At 66.3% G+C, this 16,801-nt stretch carries 20 protein-coding genes and 1 pseudogene; 12 read left to right on the top strand and 9 right to left on the bottom strand.

Annotated features, from left to right (window positions below; genetic code table 11):
• Positions 1-16 precede the first annotated feature (16 nt).
• Together ag85C and AWB95_RS15195 are read right to left on the bottom strand one after the other, a co-directional pair.
• Complete coding sequence (gene ag85C, locus AWB95_RS15190) at positions 17-1,009, bottom strand: diacylglycerol acyltransferase/mycolyltransferase Ag85C (RefSeq protein WP_062540197.1); 993 nt, start codon at positions 1,007-1,009, stop codon at positions 17-19.
• A gap of 218 nt (positions 1,010-1,227) precedes the next feature.
• A complete protein-coding gene (locus tag AWB95_RS15195) occupies positions 1,228-1,725 on the bottom strand; it encodes a metallophosphoesterase family protein (protein WP_062540221.1) in 498 nt (165 codons plus the stop codon).
• 42 nt (positions 1,726-1,767) lie between these two features.
• Here AWB95_RS15195 and AWB95_RS15200 point away from each other — a divergent pair, with 42 nt between their 5' ends.
• The gene (locus AWB95_RS15200; protein ID WP_062540198.1) at positions 1,768-2,223 is read left to right on the top strand and encodes a MaoC family dehydratase; all 456 of its coding nucleotides are present in this window, start codon (positions 1,768-1,770) and stop codon (positions 2,221-2,223) included.
• A gap of 61 nt (positions 2,224-2,284) precedes the next feature.
• On the opposite strand, the gene AWB95_RS15205 is transcribed toward AWB95_RS15200, so the two are convergent.
• On the bottom strand, positions 2,285-3,574 hold the full coding sequence (locus AWB95_RS15205) for an acyl-CoA dehydrogenase family protein (RefSeq protein ID WP_062540199.1): 1,290 nt from the start codon (positions 3,572-3,574) through the stop codon (positions 2,285-2,287).
• Between the two features lie 65 nt (positions 3,575-3,639).
• Between AWB95_RS15205 and AWB95_RS15210 the strand changes: the two genes are divergently transcribed.
• From AWB95_RS15210 to AWB95_RS15220, 3 genes are read left to right on the top strand one after another with little or no spacing between them, the layout of a single operon-like run.
• The gene (locus AWB95_RS15210) at positions 3,640-4,254 is read left to right on the top strand and encodes a GNAT family N-acetyltransferase (RefSeq protein WP_062540222.1); all 615 of its coding nucleotides are present in this window, start codon (positions 3,640-3,642) and stop codon (positions 4,252-4,254) included.
• Between the two features lie 35 nt (positions 4,255-4,289).
• Positions 4,290-5,042 carry an SDR family NAD(P)-dependent oxidoreductase gene (locus tag AWB95_RS15215; protein ID WP_062540200.1) on the top strand — a complete coding sequence of 251 codons (753 nt, stop codon included), beginning with the start codon at positions 4,290-4,292 and terminating at the stop codon, positions 5,040-5,042.
• Positions 5,043-5,081: 39 nt separating this feature from the next.
• Positions 5,082-5,408 (top strand): hypothetical protein, encoded by a 327-nt coding sequence (locus AWB95_RS15220; protein WP_062540201.1) that lies wholly within the window; start codon positions 5,082-5,084, stop codon positions 5,406-5,408.
• Here AWB95_RS15220 and AWB95_RS15225 read toward each other — a convergent pair.
• Genes AWB95_RS15225 through AWB95_RS15235 form a run of 3 tightly spaced genes read right to left on the bottom strand, consistent with a single transcriptional unit; the run spans position 5,387 to position 7,804 of the window.
• Positions 5,387-6,472 (bottom strand): glycoside hydrolase family 183 protein, encoded by a 1,086-nt coding sequence (locus tag AWB95_RS15225; protein ID WP_373280779.1) that lies wholly within the window; start codon positions 6,470-6,472, stop codon positions 5,387-5,389. The genes AWB95_RS15220 and AWB95_RS15225 overlap by 22 nt on opposite strands.
• Positions 6,432-7,109: a DUF427 domain-containing protein gene (locus AWB95_RS23800; protein ID WP_062540203.1), complete on the bottom strand. Its 678-nt coding sequence runs from the start codon at positions 7,107-7,109 to the stop codon at positions 6,432-6,434. The genes AWB95_RS15225 and AWB95_RS23800 overlap by 41 nt, the downstream gene beginning before the upstream one ends.
• Before the next feature lie 20 nt (positions 7,110-7,129).
• On the bottom strand, positions 7,130-7,804 hold the full coding sequence (locus AWB95_RS15235; protein ID WP_062540204.1) for a TetR family transcriptional regulator: 675 nt from the start codon (positions 7,802-7,804) through the stop codon (positions 7,130-7,132).
• Positions 7,805-7,874: 70 nt separating this feature from the next.
• On the opposite strand from AWB95_RS15235, the gene AWB95_RS15240 reads away from it, so the two are divergent.
• From AWB95_RS15240 to AWB95_RS15250, 3 genes are read left to right on the top strand one after another with little or no spacing between them, the layout of a single operon-like run.
• Entirely contained in the window at positions 7,875-8,930 is a 1,056-nt protein-coding gene (locus AWB95_RS15240; RefSeq protein ID WP_062540205.1) for a ferredoxin reductase, read from the top strand.
• Between the two features lie 16 nt (positions 8,931-8,946).
• On the top strand, positions 8,947-10,041 hold the full coding sequence (locus AWB95_RS15245) for a fatty acid desaturase family protein (protein ID WP_062540206.1): 1,095 nt from the start codon (positions 8,947-8,949) through the stop codon (positions 10,039-10,041).
• A 40-nt stretch (positions 10,042-10,081) separates the two neighbouring features.
• Positions 10,082-10,963, top strand: coding sequence for an alpha/beta fold hydrolase (locus AWB95_RS15250; protein WP_062540207.1), 882 nt, complete (start codon positions 10,082-10,084; stop codon positions 10,961-10,963).
• A 2-nt stretch (positions 10,964-10,965) separates the two neighbouring features.
• On the opposite strand, the gene AWB95_RS15255 is transcribed toward AWB95_RS15250, so the two are convergent.
• Both AWB95_RS15255 and AWB95_RS15260 read right to left on the bottom strand, forming a co-directional pair.
• Positions 10,966-11,178 carry a TOBE domain-containing protein gene (locus tag AWB95_RS15255; protein WP_062540208.1) on the bottom strand — a complete coding sequence of 71 codons (213 nt, stop codon included), beginning with the start codon at positions 11,176-11,178 and terminating at the stop codon, positions 10,966-10,968.
• A 115-nt stretch (positions 11,179-11,293) separates the two neighbouring features.
• On the bottom strand, positions 11,294-11,899 hold the full coding sequence (locus tag AWB95_RS15260) for a TetR/AcrR family transcriptional regulator (protein ID WP_062540209.1): 606 nt from the start codon (positions 11,897-11,899) through the stop codon (positions 11,294-11,296).
• 113 nt (positions 11,900-12,012) lie between these two features.
• On the opposite strand from AWB95_RS15260, the gene AWB95_RS15265 reads away from it, so the two are divergent.
• Both AWB95_RS15265 and AWB95_RS15270 read left to right on the top strand, forming a co-directional pair.
• Entirely contained in the window at positions 12,013-13,341 is a 1,329-nt protein-coding gene (locus tag AWB95_RS15265) for a cytochrome P450 (RefSeq protein ID WP_062540210.1), read from the top strand.
• 11 nt (positions 13,342-13,352) lie between these two features.
• On the top strand, positions 13,353-13,814 hold the full coding sequence (locus tag AWB95_RS15270; protein WP_062540211.1) for a PaaI family thioesterase: 462 nt from the start codon (positions 13,353-13,355) through the stop codon (positions 13,812-13,814).
• Positions 13,815-13,863: 49 nt separating this feature from the next.
• On the opposite strand, the gene msrA is transcribed toward AWB95_RS15270, so the two are convergent.
• Positions 13,864-14,382, bottom strand: coding sequence for a peptide-methionine (S)-S-oxide reductase MsrA (gene msrA / locus AWB95_RS15275; RefSeq protein WP_062540212.1), 519 nt, complete (start codon positions 14,380-14,382; stop codon positions 13,864-13,866).
• Between the two features lie 56 nt (positions 14,383-14,438).
• Between msrA and AWB95_RS15280 the strand changes: the two genes are divergently transcribed.
• From AWB95_RS15280 to AWB95_RS15290, 3 genes and pseudogenes are all read left to right on the top strand, one after another.
• A complete protein-coding gene (locus tag AWB95_RS15280) occupies positions 14,439-14,945 on the top strand; it encodes a nuclear transport factor 2 family protein (RefSeq protein ID WP_062540213.1) in 507 nt (168 codons plus the stop codon).
• Entirely contained in the window at positions 14,942-15,955 is a 1,014-nt protein-coding gene (locus AWB95_RS15285; RefSeq protein WP_062540214.1) for an NAD-dependent epimerase/dehydratase family protein, read from the top strand. Before AWB95_RS15280 ends, AWB95_RS15285 begins: the two co-directional genes overlap by 4 nt.
• Positions 15,956-16,034: 79 nt before the next feature.
• Positions 16,035-16,561: pseudogene (locus AWB95_RS15290) on the top strand (class I SAM-dependent methyltransferase); the annotation flags it as partial.
• Between the last annotated feature and the right edge of the window lie 240 nt (positions 16,562-16,801).

The raw sequence follows: 16,801 nt of genomic DNA on the forward strand, positions 1-16,801 counted from the left end.
ATGTCTTGGTGGAGTGTCAGGCCGGGTTCGGCGCGCCGTTCAACACCCGCTGGAGGTCCGGCTTCATGGCCACCAGCTGCTGGTTCCAATAGCCCCAGTCGTGCGTGCCGTTGGTGGGGAAGTTGAACACACCGTTCCTGCCGCCGGCGGCAATGTAGTTGTCCCGGAAGGCTTCGTTGGTGCGCAGCGTGAAGCTCTCCAGGAACTTCGCCGGCATGCTGTCGCCACCGATCTCGTTGGGCGTGCCGTTACCGCAGTACACCCAGACCCGGGTGTTGTTGGCCACCAGCCGCGGGATCTGCAGCATCGGGTCGTTGCGCTTCCACGCCGGGTCACTCGACGGACCCCACATGTTGTTGGCGTTGTAACCGCCCGCGTCGCCCATCGCGAAACCGATCAGCGTCGGCCACCATCCCTCGGAGGGGTTCAAGAAGCCGGACAGCGAGCCAGCGTACGAGAACTGCTGCGGGTAGTAGGCCGCCAGGATCAGCGCCGACCCACCCGACATCGACAGGCCCACCGCGGCGTTGCCGGCCGGCGAGACGCCCTTGTTGGCCTGCAGCCAGCCGGGCATCTCACGGGTCAGAAAGGTCTCCCACTTGTAGGTCTGGCAACCGGCCTTGCCGCAGGCAGGCTGATACCAGTCGGTGTAGAAGCTGGACTGGCCGCCGACCGGCATGATCACCGACAGCCCCGACTGGTAGAACTCCTCGAACGCGGGAGTGTTGATGTCCCAGCCGTTGTAGTCGTCCTGGGCGCGCAGACCGTCGAGCAGGTACACCGCGTGCGGCCCACCGCCCTGGAATTGAACCTTGATGTCGTGGCCCATCGACGGTGAGGGCACCTGCAAATACTCGACTGGCAGGCCCGGTTTGGAGAACGCCCCCGCGGTCGCCGAGCCGCCGACGATACCGACCAGACCGGGCAGCAAGATTGCGCCCAAGGCGGCGATCGTCAGCCGACGCGGCAACCGTGTCGCCGCGCCAAGTAACTTCTCAACGAACTTCATAGCTCCTACCTATCCCAACTTTCATCAGCCGCAATATGCGGTCGAATAGCTGTCCGTCGCAGTCAAACACCCCACTCGGTGAAACCCCTTTGTCGCCACGGGGTTGCGACATCGCGGTTGGCTAACGATTGAGCTTCGGCGGGGACTCAAAGATAACGGTTACATTGCGACGGTAGCCGTCACCATGAATTGACCAGGGACGCAGGCTTTCTGGGTTGCTATCGCGGCACCGGGTGCAGGACCACATGTGCCAACACGCCGTTGTCAACGGTTGCGGTCATGTACGTGCCCGACGGTTGTCGGCGGCGATCCGTCGGTGAGCCCGGATTCAACAGCCGCAGATCGGATTTCGTGGTTGTATCCCACGGGATGTGGCTGTGCCCGAAGACCAGCACATCGGTGTCCGGATAAAGCCGCGACATTCGCGTCTCCCGGCCTGTCGCAGCGCCGGTTTCGTGGACGATTGTGAAGCGCAGCCCGCCGAGCGCGACATCGGCGCGTTCCGGCAGCCGGGACCGCAGGACCGGCCCGTCGTTGTTCCCCCAGCACGCGACCAGCCGCGCGGCGCGCGCCTCTAAGTTGTCGAGCAGTTCGGGCGCTACCCAGTCGCCGGCATGAAAGACGACGTCGGCCTTGTCGACCTCGGCCCACACCTGCGCGGGCAGATCTTTGGCCCGCAGCGGAACGTGCGTGTCGGCGAGCAGCAGCAACCTCACGCGATCATTGTCGGCCCACGGCACGGCACTATGCTTACCCGCATGCGCACCTTCGAGTCAGTTGCCGACCTCGCCGCCGCAAAGGGACAGTCCATCGGGCAAAGCGAGTGGTTGACCATCACTCAAGAGGACGTCAACCTGTTCGCCGACGCGACCGGGGATCACCAGTGGATCCACGTCGACCCGGAAAAGGCGGCAAAGGGCCCGTTCGGCGGCACGATCGCACACGGCTTCATGACGCTGTCGCTGCTGCCGCGGCTCTGGCACGAGATGTACACCGTCAACGGCATCAAGCTGGCCGTCAACTACGGCCTCAACAAGGTCCGTTTCCCGGCGCCGGTGCCGGTGGGCTCCAAGGTCCGCGCCGAGAGCACGCTGGTCGACGTCGAGGACGTCGGGAACGGGGCGGTTCAGGCGACGGTGTCGACGGTCGTGGAGATCGAGGGGTCGAGTAAGCCGGCGTGCGTGGCGGAAAGCATCGTCCGCTACATCACGTGACCGCGAGCAGACGCAGAGTCGCACGATTTGCTGCGCGAACATGCGATTCTGCGTCTGCTCGTCAGAACTCGGCGACCGCGTGCTCGAGTCGTTCGGCCAGCCGCGCTTCCGCCTCGGCCTTCCGCGTGGGCAGATGCTGCGACGGGAAAGGCGTTGACACCGGCTGGTATTCGCGCAGGGTGCGGCGTGCGACCGTCATCTTGTGCAGCTCGGTGGCGCCGTCGGCGATGCCCAGCGACTCGGCGGCGACCATCATCTTGACAAACGGCATTTCGTTGGAAACGCCAAGTGCGCCATGCAGGTGCATGGCGCGCTGCACCACGTCGTGCAGCACCTGCGGCATCGCGACTTTCACCGCCGCGATGTCACGGCGCACCTTCTGATAGTCGTGGTGCTTGTCGATCAGCCAGGCAGTACGCAGCACCAGCAGCCGAAACTGCTCGATCTGGATCCAGCTGTCGGCGATCTTCTCCTGTGTCATCTGCAGGTCGGCCAGCCGGCCGAACCGGGTCTGCCGCGACACCGCCCGCTCGCACATCATGTCGAAGGCGCGGCGCGCCAAGGCAATTGTGCGCATCGCGTGATGGATGCGCCCGCCGCCCAGCCTGGTCTGCGCGATCGCGAACGCCTGTCCTTCGCCGCCGAGCACGTGGTCGGCCGGCACCCGCACATCGGTGTAGCGGACGTAGCCGTGGCTGGCGTGCGAGTCGGTGCCGACCCCGACGTTGCGGACGATCTCGATGCCGGGCGTCTCAGCGGGCACGATGAACAGCGACATCTTCTCGCGGGTGCGCGCTTCGGGATTGGTGACGGCCATGACGATGAAAAACGATGCGTGCTTGGCGTTGGAGGAAAACCACTTCTCGCCGTTGATCACCCAGGAGTCGCCGTCGCGCTGGGCGCGGGTGACGAACAGACCGGGGTCGGAGCCGCCCTGCGGTTCGGTCATCGAATAGCAGGAACTGATTTCACCGTCGAGCAGCGGCTGCAGATAGCGTGCCTTCTGCTCGTCGGTGCCGAACATCGCGAGGATCTCGGCGTTGCCCGAATCCGGTGCCTGACATCCGAAAACCGATGGGGCCCAGCGAGACCGGCCCAGAATCTCGTTGAGCAGCGCCAGCTTGACCTGCCCGTAGCCCTGCCCGCCGAGATCGGGTGTGAGGTGTGCCGCCCACAGGCCCTGCTCTTTCACCTTCTGCTGAAGGGGCCGCAGGATCGCCATGGTCTCGGGGTTTTTCTTGTCGTACGGGTCGAGCGCCACCAGATCCAGCGGCTCGAGTTCGTCGACCATGAATCGCTCGACCCAGTCCAGCTTGTGCTGGTATTCGGGGTCTGTTTCGAAGTCCCACATAGTGCATCAGCCTAGGCGCGGCCGTTGCCGCGATCCTGCAGTTTGGCCGTCGCTAACCTGACGTGGTGACGATCGAGGCCCGCCCGGCACGCAAAGCCGACATTCCCGCGCTCGCGGCGACTCTGGGCCGGGCCTTCTACGACGATCCGGTAGCGACCTGGATCATGCCCGACGACAAGAGACGGGCAGCGCACCTGCACAAGTTTTTCGCCACGGCCACCCGGCATCACCACTTCGCCGGCGGCGGCGTCGAGGTCGCTTGCGACGGCCCCAATATCGGCGCGGCGGCGCTGTGGGATCCGCCGAACCGCTGGAAGCAGTCGGTGTGGGAGCAGATGCTGATGGCGCCGTCGCTCATCCGGGGCTTCGGCCTACGGCCAGCCGTTGCCCGCAAATTTGCCCAGCTGGTGGGCTTGATGAAGCTGCACCACCCCGAAGAGCCACACTGGTATTTGGCCACGATCGGAAGCGACACCACGGTTCGGGGCCAGGGGTTCGGGCAGGCGCTGATGCGCTCGCGGCTGGACCGCTGCGATGCCGAGCAGTGCCCGGCGTATCTGGAATCCAGCAAACCCGACAACGTGCCGTACTACGAACGTTTCGGTTTCAGCGTCACCGGCGAGATGGTGTTGCCCGACGGCGGGCCGACGCTGTGGCCGATGTGGCGGGCACCGCGGTAGCCCCGGCAGGGGCCCTCTAGCGCTAGCGTTGTCGCGTGCGCTTCCGCGGCAAGACTGCCGTCATCACCGGCGGCGCGATCGGCTTCGGGCGGGCGTTCGCCCGAGCGCTGACCGCAGAGGGTGCCAGCGTCGCGATCATGGACATCGACGCCAAGACCGCCGAGCGCACCGCCGCCGAGCTGACGGCCCAAGGCGCCCGCGTGATTGCAGTGCCCTGCGATGTCGCCGACGAGCAGCAGGTGGACACCGCGGTCGGCATCACGATCGAGAAGTTCGGCGGGATCGACATCCTGATCAACAACGCCGGCCGGCACCTGATGAAGTACAACCAGCCGTTCGGCATGCTGTCCCGCGGCGACATCCGCGACCTGTTCGACGTCAACGTGATCGGCGTCATCAATTGCACTCTGGCGTGCCGGGATTCGATGCGCGAGCGCGGCGGCGGCGTCGTGCTGAACATCTCTTCGATGGCCGGGTTCATGAACGTCAGCCCCTACGGGGTGTCCAAGCTCGCGGTCCGCGGGCTGACGGTCGCCTTCGCCTCTGAGCTGTCGCCCGACCGGATCCGGGTCAACGGGATCGCTCCCGGCCTGATGAACACGGAGAACGCGCTGGCCGACCTGCCGCACGCTCTGGTCGACGACATCGTTCGCGAGCGCCAGCTGGTGCACCGGCTGGGCACCATGGACGACGTGGTGTCGGCCATGCTCTACCTCTGCTCCGACGAGGCGTCGTTCATCACCGGCGAAACCCTCAAAGTCAGTGGCGGTTACCCGCTAAATTTCTGAGCGCGTTTAGCGTCCGTGACTCACGGGCAACCGTTCGCCATGACCGATCCATCGGAGCACCCCGCGGAAGGCGGCCACGACGACACCCTGAACCCGAGCGAGTCCACCGACTCCGACGAGGTGCGCAACGACGACGGCGACATCGTCGTCGACCCTCCGGACGACTGGAGCGAGGCCGACAAATTCGGGATGACTCAGCGCGAGGAAGAGGAGGGTGAATCCCTCGATGACAAGCTTGCCGCCGAGGAACCCGACGTGGTCAGCGACGAAACTCCAGCTGACGACGGTCCGGCGCGCCGGCACCGGGGACAGATCGACGGCACCCCCGAGGACGGCGGCTCGCTCTACGACGTCGTCGACGAGTAAGACACCGAGCCGGTGGTGTCGCGCAGCGTGGCCCGGAACTGCATCGCCCGATATGGCCAGCCGCGGGCGGTGTTCCACTGCGACACCACCAGCCCGACACCGCCCGCGCGGTCCAAGCGCGAACCCGGTAGCACATAGCCGCCGTACAACTGAGCGACCCGGCTCTGCGCGTGATCCTCGGCGTCCCAAGCGGATCCGACAACCGGCAGCTGCAGCGGGCCGTCGCGTACGGCGGCGGGAGAATCGAGCACGCGGTAGCCCAGCGCGTACTTCGACGACAGAAACCCGCCGAGGATCCACTTGCCGGGCGCCAGCCGCCGCAGCGACAGTTCGCCCCAGGTTTCGCCCTCCGGCGTGATCGGGGTCGGTTCGCGTCGCCAGGACCAGCGACCGTCGCGGCGACCCCACGCCAGGTACCGGTCCGGATCGCCCAGGTGTGCGGGCCGCACCCGTCGCAGGATGACGCCCTTGTCGCGCTGAAATCCGGTGGAGGTGACGTACACCCAGCCGTCGTCCGGGTCGTAGTCCCACGACCAGCACTGCGCGTGGCCGTCATGCAGGTCGCTCGGGAACTTGTCGCCGAAGCGCCGCCACGCGATTCCGCTGTCGTCCGATCTCCAGAGCTCGGTCCAGACGACGTTGCCGAAACCGCGATTGACGATCGCGTGCAGGTACAACACGCCGCCCACCCGCAGCAGATCCGACGGGATCACCGTGCTGATGCCGCGCCGCATCCGGCCGGACGAATGCCTGTAGCGCCACAGCTGCCGCGCGTATTCGGGGTCGGCGCCGCCGGCACGCTGGTACCGGATCGGGCGAGTGGCATCCCCGGTGCCGATCAGGATCACCGGCGAGCGCCAATCACCATGGCCAACCTTGTTGCCGGAGAACGTATCTCCGAACACCGAGACCAGTGTGCCGTTGGGCGCAAGCACCGACGCGCCCAGGTCGGTGCAGGTGACACCCCACCGGTCGGTGATGCCGGGGCCGGTGATGTCGGCCAGCTTGCCCTCCACCGCCGGGTCAGCCCGACCAGGGGCTGACGGGACGTTCCTGGCGCTCACCGTCGACGATGACGTCCACCTTCTCGTTGAAAAAGGCGACTCGATCCCGCACCGGCTCGGCCTCCCGCAACGGCGCGTGATACGTCCACGCCAGGTCCTTTCGCCCGTCGGGCACCGAGAAATACGACGCCCGGCCCTTGTACGCGCAGTAGGTGACGGTGTCGGTGGGTTGGAGGTCGACGACGACGTCGGCGCGCGGCAGGTAGTAGCGGACCGGCAGCAGGGTTTCGAACAACAGCAGCGGGCGAGACGATTCGGCCAGCAGCCGCCCCTCGGACTCGATGCGGACATGCCGGCTGCTGGCCAGGATGTCGACGCGCTTGAACGGGTCGTGTGGGTGGGCGACGATGCGCTCGTCTTCCTCGCGCCACTCGAAGGCGTCGAAATCGAGGATGAGGTAACCGGCCAGATCCGGGTCGTCGGATCGGGATACGGCGGCTGGCTCGAGCCGCGCCACAACGTCGGATTCCGGCATGGCGTACGTCGGCACCACCCGGCCCGGCGGCCACACCAGCAGCCCGTTTACGGTGTCGGCGACCAGTTGACCGGCGAGGTAAACCCGAAGCCGCTTCTCGGTGGGCTCGTAGCGCAGTGATCCGAGTGCGCCGCCCAGGAGATCGCGCATCTTGATGGCCATTGGCCCATCATCGCCCCAACCTATGGGCTGCTGCGCCACCCCGCGACACCGACCGCGATCATGCGCAGCTGTTTGACGGCGGTCCGGCGGATTTCGGCAAGCGCTTCGGCGCCCTGGGCGTCCTCGATCGCCTCGGCGATGACGATCATCGAGTTGACGAACAGCGTCGCCAGCACATTGAGGTCCTCGGTGCTCCATGTGTTGAGTCCGTCGAAGCGGGCAAGGTCCGTCGCGAGCTCGGAGGTGATGAGCCGCAGCTCGGTGCGGATCGCGTACCGCAAGACCGTGACCCCGCTGGAGCGCTCGCGGTAGATGAACCGCCAGTGCTCGCGTCGTTCGGCGATGCTGGCGACGACGATCTCCACTGACGACTCGATGACCCGGTTGGGGTCGAGCTTGCCGGCGCGCGCGCCGCGCAGCATGTCGCGCAAGGTGCGAAACGACTCGTCGATCAGGACCAGGCCCAAGGCTTCCATCGACTCGAAGTGGCGGTAGAACGCCGCCGGGACGATGCCGGCTTCGCGTGTCACCTCGCGCAGGCTCAGGTTGCCGAAGCTGCGCTCGTCGAGCAGCTTGAGGGCGGCTGCGATGATGGCGCGCCGCGTGGCCTCCTTGCGCTCCTCCCGCGACGGGCTTTCCCGGGTACGCCCATGGCCCGACCGGTGCGGCCGTGAGCTAGGCGTACGACTGTTCACCGTGTGAACCCTACCACAGAGCAGCGGAAACCCCTTGACTACCCGGGCTCCCAACAGTAACGGTATACACATGTTCACTCAAACTTTGAAGGAGCGGGTGCTGGGCTCCGGCCTGGTCGACCTGCTCACCGGTCCGCACGGCGTCGACCGGTACACCGAGCAGCTGGACCCGACCTGGACGCTGGGCGAGGCCCGCGCCAAGGTCGTCGACGTCCGGCGCACCACCCCCCGCAGCGTCACCATGACGCTGCGTCCGAACGCCGCGTTCGACCGCGGCGTCAAGGCCGGGCAGTACATCAACGTCACCGTCGACGTCGACGGCCGGCGCCACACCCGGTGCTATTCACCGGCCAATGCCGAGGGTTCTCCGTTTCTGGAGCTGACGGTCGGCCGGCACGACGGCGGGGTGGTCTCGTCCCACCTGTACGAGCACGCGCAACCCGGCATGGTGGTCGGGCTGGCCGGCGTCGGCGGCGACTTCGTGTTGCCGGCACCGCGGCCGCGACGCATCCTGTTCGTCTCCGGCGGTAGCGGCATCACCCCTGTCATGGCGATGCTGCGCACACTGGTCGCCGAAGGGCACACCGGCGAGGTCGCGTTCGTGCATTACGCACGCAACCCCGCGGAGGCGTGCTACCGCGACGAGCTCGCCGCGATGCCGCACGTGCGGGTTTTGCACGGCTACACCCGATCCGGCGACGGCGACCTGGACGGCCGCTTCGGCGCCGAGCACCTGGCGGCGGCCATGCCCTCGCCGGATGCGGTATTCGTCTGCGGCCCAAAGGCTTTGGTGGACGCCGTGCGCGAGCACTGCGACAACGTCTACACCGAGAGCTTTGTGGCGCCGACGTTCGAGGTGCCTGCGGAGCCGTCGGGCGGACGAGTGACGTTCGCCGACAGCGGGATCGAGGTGGTCGACGACGGCCGCCCGCTGCTGGAGCAGGCCGAAGCGGCCGGGCTCACACCGCAAAGCGGATGCCGCATGGGCATCTGCCACACCTGTACCCGTCGCAAGACCTGCGGTGTGGTGCGCAACCTGACCACCGGCGCGGTGTCGACCGTCGCGGGCGAGGACGTCCAGATCTGCGTGTCCGTCCCGGTCGGCGACGTCGACATCGCTCTATAACTCCGAAGGAGTCACCATGACACAGCCCAAGATCACCCTGACACCCGAGCAGGCCGAGGAATTCGGTCGCGAACTCGACGCCATCAAGGAACGCGTGATGGCCGATCTCGGCCAGCGCGACGCCGACTACATCCGCCGCGTCATCAAGACCCAGCGCGCGCTCGAGGTCGGCGGTCGTGCTCTGCTGTTCCTGCCGCCGGCTTGGCTGTTGGGCACCGCGATGCTCGGCGTGGCGAAGATCCTCGACAACATGGAGATCGGCCACAACGTCATGCACGGCCAATACGACTGGATGCGTGACCCGGCGATCTCGGGCCGCAACTTCGAGTGGGACACCGCCTGCCCGGCCGACCAATGGCGGCACTCGCACAACTACATGCACCACACGTACACCAACATCGTCGACATGGACCGCGACATCGGCTACGGCATTCTGCGGATGAGCGAAGACCAGCCGTGGGAACCGTACTTCCTGGGCAACCCGGTCTATGCGTTCCTGTTGATGGTGTTGTTCCAGTACGGCGTTGCGCTGCACGAGCTGGAGACCGAGCGGATCCGCTCCGGCGAGATCCGGCTGGCCGACAAACGTGACGTCCTGCAAGGCATCTGGCGCAAGACGCGCCGGCAGACGATGAAGGACTATGTCGCCTTCCCGCTGCTGGCCGGGCCGTTCGCGCCCTTCGTCTTCGCCGGCAACCTGTCGGCGAACCTGATCCGCAACGTCTGGTCCTACATGATCATCTTCTGTGGGCACTTCCCGGACGGCACGCAGGAATTCTCCAAAGAGGAGACGCAGAACGAGACGCGCGGGATGTGGTACTTCCGGCAGATCCTCGGTTCGGCAAACCTGACCGGCGGCAAGCTCTTTCACGTGCTCTCCGGCAACCTGTCGCATCAGATCGAGCACCACCTGTTCCCCGACATGCCGGCGCACCGCTACGCCGAGATCGCGCCGGAGGTCCGCGAAATCTGCCGTCGCTACGGCATCCCGTACAACGCGGGGCCGCTGCACAAGCAGTTCGCCACCGTGGTGCGCAAGATCGTCAAGTTGAGCCTGCCGCCGCTGAAGCGCGGTGCTCCCGCCGAGGCACCTGAGCCGGTCGCCGCCTGAGCGCAATCTCGGCGGTCGTGACCGGCTACGCTCCCAACCCATGGTCGAGATGCCCGCCCTGGACGGCGTCGAGCACAGGTATGTGAAGCTGTCCGACGACGTCACCATCCATGTGGCCGACGCCGGCCCGGCCGACGGGCCGGCGGTGATGCTGGTCCACGGTTTTCCGGAAAACTGGTGGCAATGGCACGCGCTGATCGAGCCGCTGGTTGCCGACGGCTACCGGGTGCTATGCCCCGACCTGCGCGGCGCGGGTTGGAGCTCGGCGCCCCGCTCGCGCTACCTCAAGAACGAGATGGCCGACGACCTGGCCGCGGTGCTGGATCGGTTGGGCATCGACAAGGTCAAGCTCGTCGCCCACGACTGGGGTGGGCCGGTCGCGTTCATCATGATGCTGCGCCATCCGGAGAAGGTGACCGGGTTCTTCGGGCTGAACACCGTGGGAGTCTGGCCACAACGCGACCTGTCGATGCTCCGACACCTGTGGCGGTTCTGGTACCAGATCCCGATCGCACTTCCAGTCATCGGTCCGCGTGTGATCGCCAAACCCAATTCGCGCTTTTCCCGCTTGCTGTTGTCATGGGTGGGCGACGGTTTCACACCGCCCGACGACGACGTCCAGATATACGCCGAGTGCATGCGCCAACCGGGGCATGCGGTGGCCGGCTCGCGCTGGTATCGCACGGCGCTGACCAGCGAGATGCTCCGTTGGCTGCGCGAATACAACGACGCCCGCGTCGATGTCCCGGTCCGCTGGCTGCACGGCACGGGTGACCCGGTGATCACGCCGGATCTGCTGCGCGGATATGCCGACCGCGCAAGCGATTTCGAGCTCGAGCTGGTGGACGGCGTGGGCCACTGGATCGTCGAGCAGCGGCCCGAACTGGTGCTGGACCGGCTCCGCACGTTCCTCGCGGCGTGACGTCAGTCGACGCCGATGGTCACCTCGGTCGCCTTGATGAACACCGTCGCCGGCTGACCGGCCTTGAGGCCGAGGTCGATCGCGGCGTCCTTGGTGATCGAGGAGGTGACGACCTGATCGCCGCCGTCCAGCCGAACCTTCACCGTTGCCATCACGCTGCCGAGGTCGACGTCGGCGATGGTGCCCTTGAGTTGATTGCGTGTCGATAGCTGCATCGCGGTCCTCCGGGTCGTGGTTTCTGGCGCCGCTCCTCCGCATCGCTTCGCTCTGCATCGTCGCCGGCGCGGGTCTGCCATGAGCGTAGGCGTGCCCACCAGCGGGCGCGCGGTTTCAGCGGCGAGAGCCCAGCAGCGCAACCGACGCTTCGATTGCGGGCTCGACGATTCCCCGCACGTCTTTGCCGTCTTCGACGGCCAGCGCGGTCAATTCGCGCAGGCCGCCCAGCAGGATGGCCGCCAGCGGCGGCGTCAGCGGCGGCACGTTGGCCCGCCGGAATCCCGCACTTCCGCTGAGGTCGACCAGCAGGTTGGTCAGCTGCTGTAATCCGCGGCGCTGCACGGGCCGCGCGGCGTCGCCCAGAGACGGCAGCTCCCTGATCCAGCTCAGCGTGATGGCAGGCCGCGCCTCGATGTGGCTGACATAGGCCTCGACGGCCTGACGGATCTGTTGCGTCCAGTCCGCGTCGGGGTCGACGGCCGCTTGGATGTCCTGGCCGAGTAGCTCGTTGTTGGCGTGCAGCAATTCGAGGAAGCACTGCTCCTTGCTGGCGAATTGGTCGTAGAAGGTTCGCTTCGACGTGCGGGCGTGACGCACGATGTCGGCCACAGTGGTGGCGCGGTAACCACGCTCGCCGATGGAGGCGGCGAGGCCGTCGAGCAGCCGGCGCCGAAACGGGTCGACGTCGACAGCAGCGGCGTCGTCCGCGACTACTGTCACGCTTCGCCCCTCCTCTCGCGAGAACCCTTGCCAGTCGTTGGTACCACCCGGTACCGTACCTCAGTACATCGTGGTACACCGCGGTACCACGCGAATGTTGGGAGTGCACCGTCATGAGCGCCATTGAGACCGAAGTGACCACCGCACCGCCGGCAGTCAGAGTGCCACCGGGCCCGCGGGTTCCAAAAATCTTGCAGGGCATCGCCTTCGCGTTCTCTCGGCGACGGACGATCCAGCAGATGGTACGACGCTACGGCGACATCTTCACCCTGAACCTTCCGGTGTACAGGCGCACCGTCGTGGTGGCCAACCCGCAGCTGGCCAAGCAGGTCTTCACCACCAGCCCCGACAAGCTCGGCAACATCTACCCCAACCTGAGCCGGTTCTTCGGATCGGGGTCGGTCTTCGCGCTCGACGGCGACGATCACCGCCAACGGCGCCGACTGCTGGCGCCGCCGTTTCACGGCAAGAGCATCAAGAACTACGAGGACATCATCGGGGAAGAGACGCTGCGCGAGATCGCGGGCTGGCCTGAGGGCCAAGCGTTTCCGACGCTGCCGTCGATGATGCGGATCACGCTCAACGCCATCCTGCGGGCGGTGTTCGGAGCTGAGGGCGCCGAGCTCGACCAGCTGCGGCGCATCATCCCGCCGTGGGTCACGCTGGGTTCGCGGCTGGCGCAGCTACCGAAACCGACCCGGACCTATGGCCGTTACAGCCCGTGGGGCCGCCTGGTCGAATGGCGGCGCCAGTACGACCTCATCGTCGACAAGCTCATCGAGAACGAGCGGGCAGACGCGCGCCTGGACCAGCGGGCCGACGTGTTGGCACTGATGTTGCGCAGCACCTACGAGGACGGTACGGCCATGTCGCGCAAGGAGGTTGGCGACGAGCTGCTGACGTTGCTGGCCGCCGGACACGAGACCACCGCCGCCACGCTGGCCTGGGCGTTCGAACGGCTGAGCCGGCACCCCGAGGTGCTCGCGGCGCTGGTGGCTGAGGCCGAGACCGACGACAACGAGCTGCGCCAGGCGACCATCCTGGAAGTGCAGCGCAACCGGACCGTCATCGACCTGGCGGGCCGGCACGTCTACGCGCCGGTGTATCGGCTCGGCGACTGGGTTCTTCCGCGCGGCTACTCGATCATCGTCAGCATCGCGCAGATGCACACCAACGCCAACTCCTTTCCCGATCCCGACCGCTTCGACCCGCAGCGCTTCATCGGCTCCAAGCCGTCCAGCTTTGCCTGGATTCCGTTCGGCGGCGGTTCCCGGCGATGCGTAGGAGCCGTGTTCGCCAACACGGAAATGGATGTGGTGATGCGAACAGTGTTGCGGCACTTCACGATTCAGACCACGACCACACCGGGCGAGAAGTGGCATTCCCGAGGTGTTGCGTTCACCCCGAAGGACGGCGGACGGATCGTCGTGCATCGCCGTTAAGATCGGCGGTCATGACTACCGAGGCGGACAAGCTCGTAGACATGATGAACGGCGCCATGGCGTCCACCATCCCGATCGCCCACAAGATGGGTGTCAAGGTCGTGGAGGTCCGGCCGGGTTTCGCGGCCACGACCGTGCCCGCCGAAGGCAACGGAAACCACTTCGGCGTCATCTATGCCGGCGTGCTGTTCACGGTGGCCGAGGTGCTCGGCGGCATCATCCCGCTGGTCACCTTCGACAGCGCCAAGTACTTCCCGCTGGTCAAAAGCCTCGACATTCAATTCGTCGCCATGGCCAAATCCGACGTGCGCGCCGAAGCCAGCCTCGACGACCAGACGATCACGCGCATCGAGGCCGAGGCCGCCGAGCGCGGCAAGGCCGATTTTGAACTGGAGGCGGTGGTCACCGACGCCGACGGGCAGACGGTTGCCACCACCCGCGGCCTCTACCAGCTACGCGCGCACGGCAAGTAACCGGCGAGAAGACGCAGAATCGCACGATTTCGCCTGGCGCAGTGCGATTTTAAGTCTGGTCGGCAGCGGCCCGGCGCGGCAGCTGCCAATCGGGGCGGACGTAGTGACACGTGTAGCCGTTGGGGTAGCGCTCCAGGTAGTCCTGGTGCTCGGGCTCGGCCTCCCAGAAGTCGCCGGCCGGGCTGACCTCGGTCACCACCTTGCCCGGCCATAACCCGGACGCGTCGACGTCGGCGATGGTTTCCTCCGCGATCCGCTTCTGCTCATCGTCGAGATAGAAGATCGCCGACCGGTAGCTGGTCCCGACGTCGTTGCCCTGCCGGTTCTTGGTGGTCGGGTCGTGGATCTGGAAGAAGAACTCCAGCAGCGTGCGGTAGTCCGTGCGCGTCGGGTCGTAGATGATCTCGATGGCCTCGGCGTGGCCGGGGTGGTTGCGGTAGGTGGGGTGAGCGTTCTGGCCGCCGGTGTACCCGACCCGCGTCGACACCACCCCGGGCTGCTTGCGGATCAGGTCCTGCATGCCCCAGAAGCAGCCGCCCGCCAGGATCGCCCTGTTATTGCTCGTCATGCTTCGAGCATAGGAACTGCTCGACAAATCCCGGTAGAACGTGTTCTAGTTTTCCCGTGACCACCCGCACCTTCAGCCGCGCCGAACTGGCCGCGGCTTTCGAGGTATTCGAGCAGACGGTTGCCCGCGCCGCCGAGACCAAGGACTGGGACGCCTGGGTGGAGCACTACACGCCCGACGTCGACTACATCGAGCACGCGGCGGGCACCATGAAGGGCCGCGACGAGGTGCGGGCCTGGATCCGCAAGACCATGACGACCTTCCCCGGCAGCCACATGACCGCCTTTCCGTCGCTGTGGTCGGTGATCGACGAGCCGACCGGCCGGATCATCTGCGAGCTGGACAACCCGATGAAAGATCCCGGCGACGGCACCATCATCAGCGCGACCAACATCTCGATCGTCACCTACGCCGGCGACGGCCAGTGGTGCCGCCAGGAAGACATCTACAACCCGCTGCGCTTCGTGGCGGCGGCGATGAAGTGGTGCAAGAAGGCCCAGGCGCTCGGCACGCTCGACGACGACGCCGCCCGCTGGATGCGCCAGTACGGAGGACAGGCATGACCGTACGACCCAAGCTCGTCATCGGCGCCAACGGCTTTCTGGGTTCGCACGTCACCCGCCAACTCGTTGCCGGCGGCGCCGACGTGCGAGTCATGGTGCGTGCCAACGCAAATACGCGGTCTATCGACGACTTGGCGGTCACCGGATTCCACGGCGACGTGTTCGACACCGCCACGCTGCGCGAGGCGATGGACGGTTGCGACGACGTCTACTACTGCGTCGTCGACACCCGCGCGTGGCTGCGCGACCCGGCGCCGCTGTTTCACACCAACGTCGAAGGTGTGCGCAACGTCCTCGACGTCGCCAAGGATGCCGACCTTCGGCGGTTCGTCTTCACCAGCACCTATGCCACGGTCGGCCGTCGACGCGGCCACGTGGCGACCGAGGACGATCCGGTGACCGGCCGCGTCACGCCCTACGTCCAATCCCGGGTCCAGGCCGAGAATCTGGTGCTCCAGTACGGGGCGCAGCACGGTCTGCCCGCCGTCGCGATGTGTGTTTCGACGACGTACGGCAGCGGCGATTGGGGCCGCACCCCGCACGGCGCATTCATCGCAGGCGCGGTGTTCGGCAAGCTGCCGTTCCTGATGGACGGTATCCAGCTCGAAGTAGTCGGCGTCGACGACGCGGCCAGGGCGCTGATTCTGGCCGCCGAACGTGGCCGCAACGGCGAGCGCTACCTGATCTCCGAAAAGATGATGCCGCTCAAGGAGGTGGTGCGGATCGCTGCCGACGAGGCCGGCGTAGCGGCACCGCGGCGCTCGATTTCGGTGCCGATGCTCTATGCGCTCGGCGCGATCGGGAGCCTAAGGGCACGGCTGACGGGTAAAGACGCCGAACTGTCCCTGGCGTCGGTGCGAATGATGCGCGCCGAAGCCGAGGTCGACCACAGCAAGGCAGTCCGCGAATTAGGCTGGGAGCCAAGGCCAGTCGAAGAATCCATCCGCGAAGCCGCGCGGTTCTGGGCGGAGCTGAAAAACGCCAAAGGCAAGAGCACCGCTGCAGGCTGAACACCACGCCGACCGCCGTTCAGGGATGCCCGCCGCATCCGATGTACGACTAGCCTCGGGCGGTGTGACCACTGAAAAGGTGCCCGTCGATCTGACCGGGGCACCGCAGACCGTGCTGGCGACGTTTTATGCCAAGGCGCTGGACGCCGATTTGCCGGAACCGATCTTGGGTGACCGGTACGCCAAGGAGATCGTCGAGCACATCGACTACGACTGGAAGAAGAATCGAGCATCACCGCCCGCCGCTCGCCGTCGGTGACGACCCGGTCGGCGCATTTCGACGCCTGGGCGCGCCAATTTCTCGCGGCGCATCCGCAGGCGACGGTGTTGCACCTTGGCTGTGGGCTGGACAGTCGGTTCTTCCGGCTGCAGCCTGGCTCGGGTGTGGAGTGGTACGACGTCGACTACCCCGAGGTGGCCGCGCTGCGCACCCAGCTCTGCCCGGGCGCCGAGCACTATCACGTCGTCGCCGCCTCGGTGACCGACCCGGCGTGGTTGGCCGACATTCCCGCCGACCGGCCAACACTGATGATCGGCGAGGGGCTGACCATGTACCGCACCGACCACGACGGCATCGCCTTGCTGCGCCGCGTAATCGACCGTTTCTGTCGCTGGTGCCGGCGATGGCCAATATGGCGCAGTATCACCGCTACGCATTCTGATCTGCGGGGAATCTTCGCCGTAGCCTGGTGTTGCATCTGCTAGCGGCGATCGCAAGCGCGGCGAAGCCGGGCGTAGCGGGTCGCTGCGCGACTTAGTGGTCTGCGACATAATTACAGTGACGTAATTTAGATCCCACACTTTTGTACGATTACGTGTCATGGTTCCCTCAAGGAGGGACGAACA

Origin of the sequence: Mycobacterium celatum (assembly GCF_002101595.1) — a bacterium.
Classification (GTDB): domain Bacteria; phylum Actinomycetota; class Actinomycetes; order Mycobacteriales; family Mycobacteriaceae; genus Mycobacterium; species Mycobacterium celatum.

Bases quoted from the DNA above. Each gene is read 5' to 3' on its own strand.
- AWB95_RS23800 (WP_062540203.1), bottom strand. From the start codon at position 7,109: ATGGCCATCAAGATGCGCGATCTCCTGGGCGGCGCACTCGGATCACTG.
- ag85C (WP_062540197.1), bottom strand. From the start codon at position 1,009: ATGAAGTTCGTTGAGAAGTTACTTGGCGCGGCGACACGGTTGCCGCGT.
- AWB95_RS15200 (WP_062540198.1), top strand. From the start codon at position 1,768: ATGCGCACCTTCGAGTCAGTTGCCGACCTCGCCGCCGCAAAGGGACAG.
- AWB95_RS15205 (WP_062540199.1), bottom strand. From the start codon at position 3,574: ATGTGGGACTTCGAAACAGACCCCGAATACCAGCACAAGCTGGACTGG.
- msrA (WP_062540212.1), bottom strand. From the start codon at position 14,382: ATGACGAGCAATAACAGGGCGATCCTGGCGGGCGGCTGCTTCTGGGGC.
- AWB95_RS15250 (WP_062540207.1), top strand. From the start codon at position 10,082: ATGGTCGAGATGCCCGCCCTGGACGGCGTCGAGCACAGGTATGTGAAG.
- AWB95_RS15265 (WP_062540210.1), top strand. From the start codon at position 12,013: ATGAGCGCCATTGAGACCGAAGTGACCACCGCACCGCCGGCAGTCAGA.
- AWB95_RS15270 (WP_062540211.1), top strand. From the start codon at position 13,353: ATGACTACCGAGGCGGACAAGCTCGTAGACATGATGAACGGCGCCATG.
- AWB95_RS15220 (WP_062540201.1), top strand. From the start codon at position 5,082: ATGACCGATCCATCGGAGCACCCCGCGGAAGGCGGCCACGACGACACC.
- AWB95_RS15240 (WP_062540205.1), top strand. From the start codon at position 7,875: ATGTTCACTCAAACTTTGAAGGAGCGGGTGCTGGGCTCCGGCCTGGTC.
- AWB95_RS15285 (WP_062540214.1), top strand. From the start codon at position 14,942: ATGACCGTACGACCCAAGCTCGTCATCGGCGCCAACGGCTTTCTGGGT.
- AWB95_RS15255 (WP_062540208.1), bottom strand. From the start codon at position 11,178: ATGCAGCTATCGACACGCAATCAACTCAAGGGCACCATCGCCGACGTC.
- AWB95_RS15245 (WP_062540206.1), top strand. From the start codon at position 8,947: ATGACACAGCCCAAGATCACCCTGACACCCGAGCAGGCCGAGGAATTC.